The organism is Rhodococcus sp. IEGM 1351 (assembly GCF_030056875.1).
GTDB lineage: Bacteria > Actinomycetota > Actinomycetes > Mycobacteriales > Mycobacteriaceae > Rhodococcus_F > Rhodococcus_F opacus.
On record NZ_JASHKU010000014.1, the window covers coordinates 35,356 to 48,701 of the forward strand.

Sequence of the window (13,346 nt, forward strand, 5' to 3'; positions counted from 1 at the left end):
GTGACCTCGCGAACGCCCGGATCGGCGCAACCTGCTGTACGCCTGGAAGGCGTGGTGAAGACCTTCGACGGTGTGAGGGCCGTCGACGGACTCGATCTCACCGTCGAACCGGCACAGGTGGTCGCGTTGCTCGGCCCCAACGGCGCGGGTAAGACCACCACCGTCGAAATGTGCGAGGGCTTCGTCCGCCCGGACAGCGGCACCGTCCGCGTCCTCGGACTCGACCCCGTCGCGGACGCCGGCGCCGTCCGGGCCCGGATCGGCGTGATGCTGCAGGGCGGTGGCGCCTACCCCGGTTCCCGCGCCGGTGAGATGCTCGACCTCGTCGCGGCCTATTCGGCCGACCCCCTCGACCCCGACTGGTTGCTGCGCAGCCTCGGACTCGAGGATTCCCGTCGCACCCCCTACCGCAGGCTGTCGGGCGGGCAGCAGCAGCGCCTGTCCCTGGCCTGCGCGCTGGTCGGCCGGCCGGAACTGGTCTTCCTCGACGAACCCACCGCCGGACTCGACGCCCAGGCCCGCCTGCTGGTGTGGGAACTGATCGACGCCCTGCGCCGCGACGGCGTCAGTGTGCTGCTGACGACGCACCTGATGGACGAGGCCGAGGAACTCGCGGACCGACTCGTCATCATCGACCACGGGTCGATCGTCGCTGCGGGTACGCCGGCGGAGGTCACCAGCCGCGGCGCCGAAGGCCAGTTGCGGCTCAGCGCGCCCGCCGGTCTGGACACCGAGCCCCTCGCGAGAGCCCTCCCCGACGGTTTCCGGGTCGCCGAGTCCGGACCGGGCACCTATCTCGTCGAAGGGCCGATCGATCCGAAGGTGGTGGCGTCGGTCGCGTCGTGGTGCGCCGATCTGGACGCCCTGATCAGCGACATCCGCGTCGACCAGCGCAGCCTCGAGGACGTGTTCCTCGAACTCACCGGCCGGGAACTGAGGGGATGACGATGAGCACCAGTGACCGTCTGACGGAGAATCGTTTCGCCCCGGGCACGTTCGCACCCGATCCCCGCCCGAGCGGCGCGGCGGTCATGTTGCGGGCGCAGACCGCGCTCGAACTCAAACTGCTCCTGCGCAACGGCGAACAGCTGCTACTGACCATGTTCATCCCGATCACGCTGCTGATCGGCCTGTGCCTGCTGCCCATCGGCGATCTCGGAACGTCGCGGGTCGACAAGGTGGTGCCCGCCGTCATGATGGTGGCGGTGATGTCCACCGCGTTCACCGGCCAGGCCATCGCGGTCGGTTTCGACCGCCGGTACGGGGCCCTCAAACGGCTCGGCGCCACTCCCCTGCCGACGTGGGGAATCATCGCCGGGAAGAGCGCCGCGGTGGTCATCGTCGTCGCCCTGCAATCGGTGCTCCTCGGTTCCATAGGACTGGCGCTCGGCTGGCGTCCGAGTGCGTGGGGACTCGTCCTCGGCGCCGTGATCATCGCCCTGGGCACCGTGACGTTCGCGGCGATGGGACTGCTGCTCGGCGGCACCCTCCGCGCCGACATCGTCCTCGCGCTGGCCAACATCCTGTGGTTCGTCATGGTCGGCGTCGGCAGCGTGGTGTTCGCCACCGGCGACCTGCCCTGGCTCCTGCACACCGGGGCCCGGCTGATTCCGTCCGGTGCGCTCGCACACGCGCTCGACGCCGCACTGTCGGGGTCGGTGGACCTGCTCAGCGTCGTGGTCCTCGTCGTCTGGGGTGCGGCCGCGGGAGCCCTGGCGTCCCGGACGTTCCGATTCACGTGAGCCGCCGACACGCAGCCCGCCGCGCCCGCACCGTCGGCACCGTTCTGGCAGTCCTGCTCGCCGTTCTCGGCTGCGGCACCCTGCCCGCGGGCGCCGCACCGCAGTGGGGACCACCGGCCGCGCCGAACCCGTTCCTCGGACCCGCAGGCACGTCCACGATGCACGGCGACGCCGGGTCCACCGACGTCACTCCGCTGCCCGGTCCCGGCACCGGCCCGCTCACCCTGTCCGCGTACCCGTTGGTGTCGGCGTGCCCGACCCTCCTGCAGGGTTCCGACCGGCTCGTCGTCGCCTTGTGCACGTCCGTGGCCGGCCAGGTCCCGACGGTGCACCTGATCGACCCCGCCGCCCCCGCGGCCCCGTTCGGCGCCTCGCTCGCCACGTTCGCACTGGCGAAGGGCAGCCTCCTGGGCGGCGTGTACGCGTTCCTCGACAACGACAACAGACTGGTCGCGGTGGACGGCAACCGTCAGCTACTGCGCCTCGGGCATTCGCGTGACCCCGACGGCCGCTGGCGGATCACCGTCGACTCGCGCGTCGACCTGTCCGGCAGTGTTCCGCCGGGCGACAACGTGACCGGGCTGACGCCGGACTGGCAGGGCAACGTCTGGTTCGCAACGGGCGGCGGCGTCGTCGGGGCGGTGGATCGCGCCGGCGTCGCGCACAGCCTGCCGCTGGCCGCGGGCGAACAGGTCCAGAACAGCATCTCCACCTCGCCCGCCGGCACCGCGGTCGCGACGACGCACGCCCTGTACCAGTTCACGCTCCGCGACGGCGCGGTGCGTGTGGACTGGCGGCGGGAATACGACCGCGGTCCGGACCGTAAACCCGGGCAACTCAGCCGCGGCACCGGCTCCACCCCCACCTACTTCGGGCCGTCGACCGGCAGCGATTTCGTCGCGATCGTCGACAACGCCGACCCGCATGTGAGTCTTCGGGTCTTCCGCGCCGATTCCGGTGACGAGATCTGCTCCCTCCCCGTGCTCGGCAACCCGGGCGGCAGCGAGAACTCGCCGATCGGCATCGCCAATTCGGTGTACGTCGCCGGGACGTACGGCTACCCGTATCCCGCCGTCCCGGACGGCGCGGGCGATGCGGTTCCGACGAACGCCCCCTTCACCGGCGGCATGACCCGTGTCGACATCGACCCGATCGGCTGCCACCAGGTGTGGAGCAACGACGTCCGCAGCGCGGCGGTGCCCCACCTCTCGACCGGTGACGGGTTGCTGTACACCGTGATCCGTCAGGGATTCGACGTCACGACACCCCTCGACGGCTTCTCGTTCGCGGTGATCGATCCGGCGGACGGCTCGGTCGAGCACACCAGCCCACTCCCCGGCACCGCGGTCAACGACACCCTGCAGATGTCCGGACTCGTCACCGACACCGGCGACTTCTGGCAGGGCACGGTGACCGGCATCCTGCGGATTCGCGGCGAGTAGCACGGAGTCGAGCGCGCCGCCACCAGCCCAACGACACGCTGTAGTTGACGGCCCTCTACCATCGACGTCGTGCTGTATCGCGGGTTTCTGAGCCTGGTAGACCGTCTCCCCCTTCCGTCGCTGACCGTGCAGCGCGTCATCGCATTCGCGGTGATCCTCACGCAGGGCGGAATCGCCGTCACCGGAGCCGTCGTGCGGGTGACCGCGTCCGGCCTCGGCTGCCCCACCTGGCCGCAGTGCTTCCCCGGCAGCTTCGTGCCGGTCGGGCACGGCGAGGTCGCCGTCATCCACCAGGCCGTCGAATTCGGCAACCGGTTGCTCACGTTCGTCGTCGTCGTGGCCGCGGCCCTGATCGTCCTCGCGGTCACCCGCGCCCGCCGCCGTAAAGAGGTCCTCGTCTACGCGTGGATGATGCCCCTCGGCACCGTCGTGCAGGCCGTCATCGGCGGTGTCACGGTGCTCACCGGACTGCTGTGGTGGACGGTCGCGGTACACCTGCTCGCGTCGATGGCGATGGTGTGGCTGGCGACCGTGATGTACGCGAAGATCTGCGAACCCGACGACGCACCGGCAATCGACGTGATCCCCGCCCCGCTGCGGTGGCTCACCGCGCTGTCGGGTGTCGCGCTGGCGGGGGTGCTCGCCGCCGGAACGCTGGTCACGGGCGCCGGACCGCACGCGGGAGACAAGAGTCTCGACCGCGTGGTTCCCCGCCTCGAGGTGGAGATCGTCACGCTCGTGCACCTGCACGCCCAGCTGCTCGTGGGCTACCTGGCGTTGCTGGTCGGCCTGTGCTTCGGCCTCTACGCCGTGGGCGCCACCCGCGCGGTGAAGATCCGCGTGCAGGTTCTGCTCGTGCTGGTGGCGGCGCAGGCGCTGATCGGACTCGTCCAGTTCTTCACGGACGTTCCCGCGGCCCTGGTGGCATTCCACGTTGCGGGGGCCGGGCTGTGCACCGCGGCCACCGCGGCGGTGTGGGCTGCGGGACGCACCCGCGAGTACGTCACGCAGCCGGACACCGCGAGCGTCTAGCGCTCGTTGCGGGCCTTCGGGAACCGCGTCTGCCGCGCGACCCAGCCGGCCATCTTCTGGAAGTGCCCCTTGCGGGGCGTGACGATGCTGGTGATCGCGCGGTCCCACTCCGAGACGGTGACGTCGTCGAAGGATGCGACGACGGCGTTGGCGGTGGCCAGATCCTTGACCACCTGGTCACCGAGGATGCCGTCGGCGCCGACGAGCGTGATGCGGACGCCGGCGAGTCCGATCGGCTGGATGACGGCACTGGCGGAACCGCCGTGCTCGGCCACGAACTTCTTGATCGCGTCGACCGTGTGGGACGGCAGCGAGGGCGCCGGGCTCGCGGGCGCCTGATCCGCGTGGGTGTCGGTACTCATGACCCCGAGAATACTGGGCGGTAGTGGCGTCGTGTCCGCCAGGCTCGGAACGGCGGCACTCGCCGTGTAGAACTGAATCCATGCGCGCTATACAGGTTTCCCGTCTCGGTGGTCCCGACGTCCTCGAACCGGCGGAGGTTCCCGAACCCCGGATCGGAGCGACGGATCTTCTGGTTCGCACCGAGGCGATCGGCATCAACTTCATCGACACCTACTTCCGGACGGGGCTGTATCCGCGGCCGCTGCCCTACATCCCCGGAGACGAGGGCTCCGGAGTCGTGGAGGCCGTCGGCGGCGACGTGACCGGTATCGCTCCCGGCGACCGGGTGGCCTGGTGCTCCGCCCCCGGCAGTTACGCCGAGAAGGTGGTCGTCCCCGCGGCGGCCGCGATCGCCGTCCCCGACTCCGTGCCCGCCCCGCAGGCCGCTTCCGCTCTGCTGCAGGGAATGACGGCCCACTACCTGGCCCACTCGACCTACCCGATCCAGTCCGGCGACACCGTCCTCGTTCACGCCGGAGCGGGCGGAGTCGGCCTGCTGCTCACCCAGATGGCGACCACGCTGGGCGCGCGGGTGATCACCACCGTGTCCTCCGACGCCAAGGAACAATTGTCCCGCGACGCCGGCGCACACGAGGTGCTGCGATACGACGACGACATCGCCGCCCGGGTGCGTGAACTGACCGACGGCGAGGGCGTCGCAGCCGCCTACGACGGTGTCGGCGCGTCCACGTTCGAGGCCAGTCTCGCGTCGGTGCGGATCCGGGGGACGGTCGCGCTGTTCGGCGCGGCGAGCGGCCCGGTGCCGCCGTTCGATCCGCAACGGCTGAACCCGGCCGGTTCGCTGTTCCTCACCCGGCCCACACTCGCGCATCACATCCGCAACCGTGAGGAATTGACGTGGCGGGCGGGCGACGTGTTCTCCGCCCTGGCCGACGGTTCGCTGACGGTCCGGGTGGGCGCGGAGTACCCGCTCGAGCGGGCCGAGGACGCGCACCGCGACCTGGAGGCGCGTGCCACGACGGGATCGATCGTGCTGGTGCCCTGACGCGGAGCGTCAACTCCGGCCCTGACGCGGAGGATCAGCTCAGCAGGCTGCCGACGGTCTGCAGTCCCAGCACGGAGTCGACGGCGAGACCGACGAAGACGATGGCCAGATAGTTGTTGGACTGCAGGAACAGGCGGAGCGGTTTCACGGCCGCTCCGCCGCGGACGCTGCGGTACAGCTGATGGGCCATCAGCAGGAACCAGGCACCGGCGACGAGCGTCACGACGGCGTACACGACACCCGCGGCGGGGACGAGCACGAGGGACGTGATCACCATCGCCCAGCTGTACAGCAGGATCTGCTTGGTGACGTGCTCCTCGGTGGCGATCACCGGCAGCATCGGGACACCGGCCGCCTTGTAGTCCTCCTTGTAGCGCATGGCGAGGGCCCACGTGTGCGGCGGCGTCCAGAAGAAGATGACCAGGAACAGCACGATGGGCTGCCAGCTCAGCGACCCGGTGACCGCCGACCAGCCGACCATGACGGGCATGCAACCCGCGGCGCCGCCCCAGACCACGTTCTGCCAGGTCCGGCGCTTGAGCACCATCGTGTACACGAGCACGTAGAACGCGATGGTCAGGACGACCAGGCAGCCGGCGAGCAGGTTGGCCCGCCACCACAGCCACAGGAACGACGCGACACCGAGAGTCATCCCGAACACGAACGCGTGCGACGTCGGCACCGCGTCGCGGGCCAGCGGCCTGCGGGCGGTGCGTTTCATGACCTTGTCGATGTCGGCATCGACGACGCAGTTGAGCGAGTTCGCGCTCGCCGCACCCATCCATCCGCCGAACAGCGTGCTGAGGATCAGCGCGATGTCGACGTTGCCGCGATCCGCCAGCAGCATTGCCGGGATGGTGGCGACCAGCAGCAGCTCGATCACCCGCGGCTTGGTCAATGCGATGTAGGCCAGGACCTTGCCCGTGACGCGACCCAGCACCGTACCGGTGTCGGTCGCGCGGGGGGCGGGGCTGGGGCTGCCGAAGCCGTGTCCGCTCGGCTGATGCCCTGTCCGCACGTTCTCTCCTCGCACCACGCGTAATTCCACATCCGAATGCCGGCGCCTGCTCCCGAAGTCCTTCGCGACGGCCGGCCGTCTACTACAAACGATGGTAGACCGCCGTAATGCGTGAACCGAATCGACCCGGATACGACCGCACACTAGGCTGGAGTGGCACAAGAGGCCCACGCATCCTCAGGCTCCACGTTCACCCATGTCAGGAGACTTCTGCCCGTGTCGATCACAGACGACATCCACGTCCTCACGCAACCGGTTCACCCCGCCGACTGGACCGAACTGGACACCAAGGCCGTCGACACCATCCGGGTGCTCGCCGCGGACGCGGTGCAGAAGGTCGGCAACGGCCACCCCGGCACGGCCATGAGCCTGGCCCCCCTCGCCTACACCCTCTTCCAGCGCGTCATGCGCCACGACCCCACCGACGCCGACTGGATCGGCCGCGACCGGTTCGTGCTGTCCTGCGGACACTCCAGCCTCACCCTCTACATCCAGCTGTACCTCGCCGGCTACGGTCTCGAACTCGACGACCTGAAAGCACTGCGCACCTGGGGCTCGAAGACCCCCGGCCACCCCGAACACGGCCACACCCGCGGCGTCGAAATCACCACCGGGCCCCTCGGTCAGGGCCTCGCCTCCGCCGTCGGCATGGCCATGGCCGCCCGCCGCGAACGCGGCCTCTTCGACCCCGAGCCCGCCCTCGGCGACAGCCCGTTCGACCACCACATCTACGTCATCGCCTCCGACGGCGACATCGAGGAAGGCGTCACCTCCGAGGCCTCCTCCATCGCCGGCGTCCAGCAGCTCGGCAACCTCACCCTGATCTACGACGACAACAAGATCTCCATCGAGGACGACACCGCCATCGCGCTGTCCGAGGACACCGCCGCCCGCTACGAGGCATACGGCTGGCACGTGCAGATCGTCGAGGGCGGCGAGAACGTCGTCGCCATCGAAGAGGCCCTGAACAAGGCCCGCGAGGTCACCGACAAGCCGTCGATGATCCTGCTCCGCACCATCATCGGCTACCCCGCACCGACCAAGATGAACACCGGCGCGGCGCACGGCGCCGCCCTCGGTGCCGACGAGGTCGCGGCCGTGAAGAAGGCGCTCGGCTTCGATCCGGACAAGACGTTCGAGGTCGCCGACGAGGTCATCGCCCACACCCGCAAGGTCGTCGAGCGCGGCGTCCAGGCACACAAGCACTGGCAGGCCCAGTACGACGAGTGGACCCAGCGCGCCCCCGAGGGCAAGAAGCTCCTCGACCGCCTGATCGGCCGCGACCTTCCCGCCGGCTGGGCCGACGTGCTCCCCACCTGGGAGCCCGATCCCAAGGGCATCGCGACCCGCAAGGCGTCCGCCGCCGTACTGAACGCCGTCGGACCGGTGCTCCCCGAACTGTGGGGCGGCTCCGCCGACCTCGCCGAGAGCAACAACACCACCATCAAGGGCGCCGACTCCTTCGGCCCCGAAACCATCTCCACCCGCATGTGGACCGCCCAGCCCTACGGCCGCACCCTGCACTTCGGGGTCCGCGAACACGCCATGGGCTCGATCCTCAACGGCATCGCGCTGCACGGACCGACCCGCCCCTACGGCGGCACCTTCCTCGTCTTCAGCGACTACATGCGTCCCGCCGTGCGGCTCGCCGCGATCATGAAGACCCCGGTCACCTACGTGTGGACGCACGACTCCATCGGACTCGGCGAGGACGGGCCCACCCACCAGCCGATCGAGCACCTCGCCGCGCTGCGCGCGATCCCCGGCCTGTACGTCGTGCGACCCGGCGACGCCAACGAGACCGCCCACGCCTGGCGCGCCGTCCTCGAGAAGGGCGCCGACGAGGCCACCCGCGCTCCCGCCGGCCTCGCCCTGACCCGCCAGGACCTACCCGTCCTCGAAGGCACCAGCTACGACGGCGTCTCCCGCGGCGGCTACATCCTCGCCGACGCCTCCACCGGCGCACCGGAGGTCGTGCTCATCGGCACCGGATCCGAGCTGCAGCTCGCCGTCGCCGCCCGCGAAACCCTCGAGGCCGACGGCATCCCCACCCGGGTCGTGTCCATGCCCTGCGTCGAATGGTTCGACGCCCAGGACCAGGCCTACCGCGACGGCGTCCTCCCCCCGACGGTCAAGGCGCGGGTCTCCGTCGAAGCCGGCATCGCCATGCCCTGGCACCGCTTCGTCGGCGACGCAGGCGAAATCGTCTCCATCGAGCACTTCGGCGCCTCCGCCGACTACAAGACCCTGTTCCGCGAGTTCGGCTTCACCGCCGAAGCCGTCACCGCCGCCGCACAGCGCTCACTCGCACGCGTGAAGGGATAGACAGCCATGACTCAGAACCCCAACCTCCAGAAGCTCTCCGAAGCAGGCGTGTCGGTGTGGCTCGACGACCTCTCCCGTGACCGCATCGAGTCCGGCAACCTCGCCGAACTCATCGCGACCAAGTCCGTCGTCGGTGTCACCACCAACCCGTCGATCTTCCAGGCCGCACTCAGCAAGGGCCACGTCTACGACGCACAGGTCCGGGAGCTCGCCGAGCGCGGTGCCGACGTCGAGGCCACCATCCGCACGGTGACCACCGACGACGTGCGCGCCGCCTGCGACGTCCTCGCCCCGCAGTTCGAGGCGAGCCACGGCGTCGACGGCCGGGTCTCCATCGAGGTCGACCCGCGCCTCGCGCACGACGCCGACAAGACCGTCGCGCAGGCCGTCGAACTGTGGAAGATCGTCGACCGCCCGAACCTGTTCATCAAGATCCCGGCCACCGAGGCCGGTATCCCGGCCATCGCCAAGGTGCTCGGTGAGGGCATCAGCGTCAACGTCACGCTGATTTTCTCCGTGGAACGCTACGAACTCGTCATGGGCGCCTACCTGGACGGCCTCGAGGCCGCGAAGGCGGCCGGTCACGACCTGTCCCGCATCCACTCGGTGGCCTCGTTCTTCGTCTCCCGCGTCGACACGGAGATCGACAAGCGGCTCGACAAGATCGGCACCCCTGAGGCGCTCGCGCTGCGCGGCAAGGCGGCGCTCGCCAACGCCCGTCTCGCGTACGCCGCCTACCAGCAGGTCTTCGAGGTGCAGCCGCGGTTCCAGGGTCTGCTGTCCGACGGTGCGCGCCCGCAGCGCGCGCTCTGGGCGTCGACCGGAGTCAAGAACCCCGACTACCCCGACACCCTGTACGTCGCCGAACTGGTGGCTCCGAACACGGTGAACACGATGCCGGAGAAGACTCTCGACGCGTTCGCCGATCACGGTGAGGTCGCCGGCGACACGGTGTCCGGCACCGCGGTCGAGTCGCAGCAGGTGTTCGACAAGCTCAGCGCCGTCGGCATCGATCTCACCGACGTGTTCAAGGTCCTCGAGGACGAGGGCGTCGACAAGTTCGAGGTGTCCTGGACCGAGCTTCTGGAGGCCACCGCGGAGCAGCTGCGCGCAGCAGGGCAGAAGAGCTGATACGTGAGCGAGCCCGCAGCGTCAGACGATTGGGTCAATCCACTCCGCGACGGTAGGGACAAGCGCCTACCACGCATCGCCGGGCCGTGTGCGCTGGTGATCTTCGGTGTCACCGGCGACCTGGCCCGGCGCAAGTTGATGCCCGCCATCTACGATCTGGCCAATCGTGGTCTTCTGCCGCCCGGGTTCGCTCTCGTCGGGTTCGCCCGCAGGGATTGGTCGGACGAGGACTTCGGCAAGATCGTCCACGATGCCGTCCGCGACCATTCCCGCACCCCGTTCCGGGAGGACGTCTGGGAGCGACTGTCGGAGGGCCTGCGTTTCGTCAAGGGCACCTTCGACGACCCGGCGGCCTTCCAGGAACTGGCCAACACTCTCGGGACGCTGGAACGCGAACGCGGGACCGGCGGCAATCACGGGTTCTATCTCGCGATTCCGCCGGACGCGTTCCCGGTCGTCCTGAAGCAGCTGTCCGAAGCCGGTCTCGCGCAGTCGAACGACGACCAGTGGCGTCGGGTGGTCATCGAGAAGCCGTTCGGTCACGACCTCGAGAGCGCACGTGAGCTCAACGCGGTCGTGAACGAGGTCTTCCCGGAGGACACCGTCTTCCGGATCGACCACTACCTCGGCAAGGAAACCGTCCAGAACATCCTGGCGTTGCGCTTCGCGAACCAGTTGTTCGATCCGATCTGGAACGCCCACTACGTGGATCACGTCCAGATCACCATGGCCGAGGACATCGGTCTCGGTGGACGCGCCGGGTACTACGACGGCATCGGGGCGGCACGCGACGTCATCCAGAATCACCTGCTGCAACTCCTCGCGTTCACCGCGATGGAGGAGCCGATCAGCTTCGAACCGTCAGAATTGCAGGCGGAGAAGATCAAGGTGCTGTCCGCCACCAGGCTCGCCCAGCCACTCGACGAGACCACCGCGCGCGGCCAGTACGCGGGCGGTTGGCAGGGCGGCACCCGGGTGGTCGGACTGCTGGAGGAGGAAGGGTTCTCGAAGGACTCCACCACGGAGACGTTCGCGGCCATCACCCTCGAGGTCGACACCCGCCGCTGGGCGGGGGTGCCGTTCTACCTCCGCACCGGCAAGCGACTCGGCCGTCGGGTCACCGAGATCGCCGTGATCTTCAAGCGCGCACCGCATCTGCCGTTCGATCAGACCATGACCGAGGAACTGGGGCAGAACGCCCTCGTCATCCGGGTGCAGCCGGACGAGGGTGTGACCATGAGGTTCGGGTCCAAGGTGCCGGGGTCGAGCATGGAAGTCCGCGACGTCAACATGGACTTCAGCTACGGTCAGGCGTTCACGGAGTCGTCGCCCGAGGCGTATGAGCGCCTCATCCTCGACGTGCTCCTCGGTGAGCCCTCGCTGTTCCCCGTGAACGCCGAGGTGGAACTGTCCTGGGAAATCCTCGACCCCGTGCTCGAGCACTGGGCCGCGGACGGCAGGCCGGAACCGTACGAGGCCGGCACGTGGGGCCCGCCGTCGGCAGACGAAATGATGCACCGCACCGGTCGCGAATGGAGAAGGCCGTAGATGATCACCGACATTCCCGCGACCACCACCGGGCAGGTCAACAAGAAACTGGTGGAGCTGCGCAAGACCGGCGGCGCGGTGACCCTGGGACGAGTACTCACGCTGGTGGTGTGCACCCGCGACAGTGAGTACTCGGAGGACATCATCGACGCCGCCAACGAGGCGAGCCGGGAGCATCCGTGCCGGGTCATCGTCGTCGCCTGGGGGTCCCGTGACGCGGAACCCCGCCTGGACGCGCAGATCCGCGTCGGCGGCGACGCCGGCGCGTCGGAGGTCGTCGTGCTCCGCCTGTTCGGCGAGCTCGCCGACCACGAGAGCAGCGTGGTGGTGCCGTTCCTCCTCCCCGACACTCCCGTCGTCGTGTGGTGGCCGGAGACCGCCCCGGAGGTTCCCGCCGAGGATCCGGTGGGCAAGCTCGCGATCCGGCGGATCACCGACGCGACCGATCGCGCGGATCCGGCTGCGGAGATCAAGAGCCGTCTGGCGTCGTACTCGTCCGGTGACTCGGACCTGGCCTGGAGTCGCATCACCTACTGGCGTGCGCTCCTGACCTCGGCCGTCGACCAGCCGCCGCACTCGCCGATCACGTCGGCGGTGGTGTCCGGACTGGTGGACGAACCCGCCGTCGACATGATCGCGGGGTGGTTGGCGAGCCGCGTCGACGTCCCGGTCACCCGGCGGGTCGGCCCGTTGTTCGTGGAGATCAACTTCGCCGACGGTGGTGCGTTGACCATCAGCCGCCCCCAGACGGGTACCACGGCGACGCTGTCACGCACCGGCAAGCCCGATGCGCGGGTCGCGCTCCGCAGGCGGGAAACGAGCGAGTGCCTGGCCGAAGAACTACGCAGACTCGACCCCGACGAGGTCTACGAGACCGCGCTCGCCGGGCTGACGAAGGTGACGTATGAGTGACATCCACGTAGAGGTCCACCCCGACACCGACACGCTGGTGACGAAGGCCGCGGAGCGGTTCGTCGACACCGTCGTCGCCGCCCAGAAGGACCGCGGCACGGCGTCGGTGGTCCTCACCGGCGGCGGCACCGGGATCGGCCTGCTCGAGAAGGTCCGGGAGAACCCGGGCGACATCGACTGGCGTGCGATCGACATCTTCTGGGGTGACGAACGCTTCCTGCCGGCCGGCGACCCGGAACGCAACGACGTGCAGGCGCGGGCCGCGCTGCTCGACCACGTCGACGTCGACCCCGACCGGGTGCACACCATGCCCGTCGCGGACGGCATCTACGAGAACGATCCGGAGGCGGCCGCCGTCGCGTACGCGCAGGTACTCGGGGCGCATGCCGGCGGCAAGCAGGTCCCGGTGTTCGATGTCCACCTGCTCGGCATGGGTGGTGAGGGACACGTCAATTCGCTGTTCCCCGACACCGACGCGGTCCGCGAGGAGCACCGGTTCGTCGTCGCGGTGACGGACTCCCCCAAGCCGCCGCCGGTGCGGGTCACGCTGACCCTGCCCGCAGTCCGGCACGCCGACGAGGTGTGGCTCGTCGTGTCGGGTGACGCGAAGGCCGAGGCCGTGGCCGCCGCCATCGCGGGCGCTCCCCCCGTCGAGATCCCGGCGTCCGGGGCCCGCGGGCTGTCCGCGACCCGGTGGCTGCTCGACACGTCGGCCGCGTCCCGGCTGCCGAACTGACGCTCTCATCCGACGGGGTCCTCGTCGTCCGCCTGTAACCCGGCGGGCGACC

The 13,346-nt window shown here is 69.4% G+C and carries 12 protein-coding genes; 10 read left to right on the forward strand and 2 right to left on the reverse strand.

Annotated features, from left to right (window positions below; translation table 11 throughout):
• From QM806_RS23685 to QM806_RS23700, 4 genes are all read left to right on the forward strand, one after another.
• Entirely contained in the window at positions 1-945 is a 945-nt protein-coding gene (locus QM806_RS23685; protein ID WP_037203409.1) for an ABC transporter ATP-binding protein, read from the forward strand.
• Positions 942-1,742, forward strand: coding sequence for an ABC transporter permease (locus QM806_RS23690; protein WP_007300659.1), 801 nt, complete (start codon positions 942-944; stop codon positions 1,740-1,742). The genes QM806_RS23685 and QM806_RS23690 overlap by 4 nt, the downstream gene beginning before the upstream one ends.
• Positions 1,739-3,184: a hypothetical protein gene (locus QM806_RS23695; RefSeq protein WP_283293063.1), complete on the forward strand. Its 1,446-nt coding sequence runs from the start codon at positions 1,739-1,741 to the stop codon at positions 3,182-3,184. The genes QM806_RS23690 and QM806_RS23695 overlap by 4 nt, the downstream gene beginning before the upstream one ends.
• A gap of 69 nt (positions 3,185-3,253) precedes the next feature.
• A complete protein-coding gene (locus tag QM806_RS23700; protein ID WP_065490998.1) occupies positions 3,254-4,216 on the forward strand; it encodes a COX15/CtaA family protein in 963 nt (320 codons plus the stop codon).
• Here the strand turns inward: QM806_RS23700 and QM806_RS23705 are convergent.
• On the reverse strand, positions 4,213-4,578 hold the full coding sequence (locus tag QM806_RS23705; protein WP_005565772.1) for a hypothetical protein: 366 nt from the start codon (positions 4,576-4,578) through the stop codon (positions 4,213-4,215). The two genes, QM806_RS23700 and QM806_RS23705, sit on opposite strands and share 4 nt — an antisense overlap.
• An 80-nt stretch (positions 4,579-4,658) precedes the next feature.
• Here QM806_RS23705 and QM806_RS23710 point away from each other — a divergent pair, with 80 nt between their 5' ends.
• Positions 4,659-5,624: a quinone oxidoreductase family protein gene (locus tag QM806_RS23710; RefSeq protein ID WP_005565774.1), complete on the forward strand. Its 966-nt coding sequence runs from the start codon at positions 4,659-4,661 to the stop codon at positions 5,622-5,624.
• 34 nt (positions 5,625-5,658) lie between these two features.
• Here QM806_RS23710 and QM806_RS23715 read toward each other — a convergent pair whose 3' ends face one another.
• A complete protein-coding gene (locus QM806_RS23715; protein WP_005255013.1) occupies positions 5,659-6,642 on the reverse strand; it encodes a heme o synthase in 984 nt (327 codons plus the stop codon).
• Positions 6,643-6,858: 216 nt separating this feature from the next.
• Between QM806_RS23715 and tkt the strand changes: the two genes are divergently transcribed.
• The 5 genes from tkt to pgl are packed head-to-tail and all read left to right on the forward strand — an operon-like array spanning position 6,859 to position 13,294.
• Positions 6,859-8,967 (forward strand): transketolase, encoded by a 2,109-nt coding sequence (gene tkt / locus QM806_RS23720; RefSeq protein WP_283293064.1) that lies wholly within the window; start codon positions 6,859-6,861, stop codon positions 8,965-8,967.
• A 6-nt stretch (positions 8,968-8,973) separates the two neighbouring features.
• On the forward strand, positions 8,974-10,098 hold the full coding sequence (gene tal / locus QM806_RS23725) for a transaldolase (RefSeq protein WP_005573327.1): 1,125 nt from the start codon (positions 8,974-8,976) through the stop codon (positions 10,096-10,098).
• Between the two features lie 3 nt (positions 10,099-10,101).
• Positions 10,102-11,646 (forward strand): glucose-6-phosphate dehydrogenase, encoded by a 1,545-nt coding sequence (gene zwf / locus QM806_RS23730; RefSeq protein WP_054248525.1) that lies wholly within the window; start codon positions 10,102-10,104, stop codon positions 11,644-11,646.
• Positions 11,647-12,558, forward strand: a complete 912-nt coding sequence (gene opcA / locus QM806_RS23735) for a glucose-6-phosphate dehydrogenase assembly protein OpcA (RefSeq protein ID WP_009480448.1) — start codon at positions 11,647-11,649, stop codon at positions 12,556-12,558.
• Positions 12,551-13,294: a 6-phosphogluconolactonase gene (pgl, locus tag QM806_RS23740; RefSeq protein ID WP_005564790.1), complete on the forward strand. Its 744-nt coding sequence runs from the start codon at positions 12,551-12,553 to the stop codon at positions 13,292-13,294. The genes opcA and pgl overlap by 8 nt, the downstream gene beginning before the upstream one ends.
• The last annotated feature ends 52 nt before the right edge of the window (positions 13,295-13,346 follow it).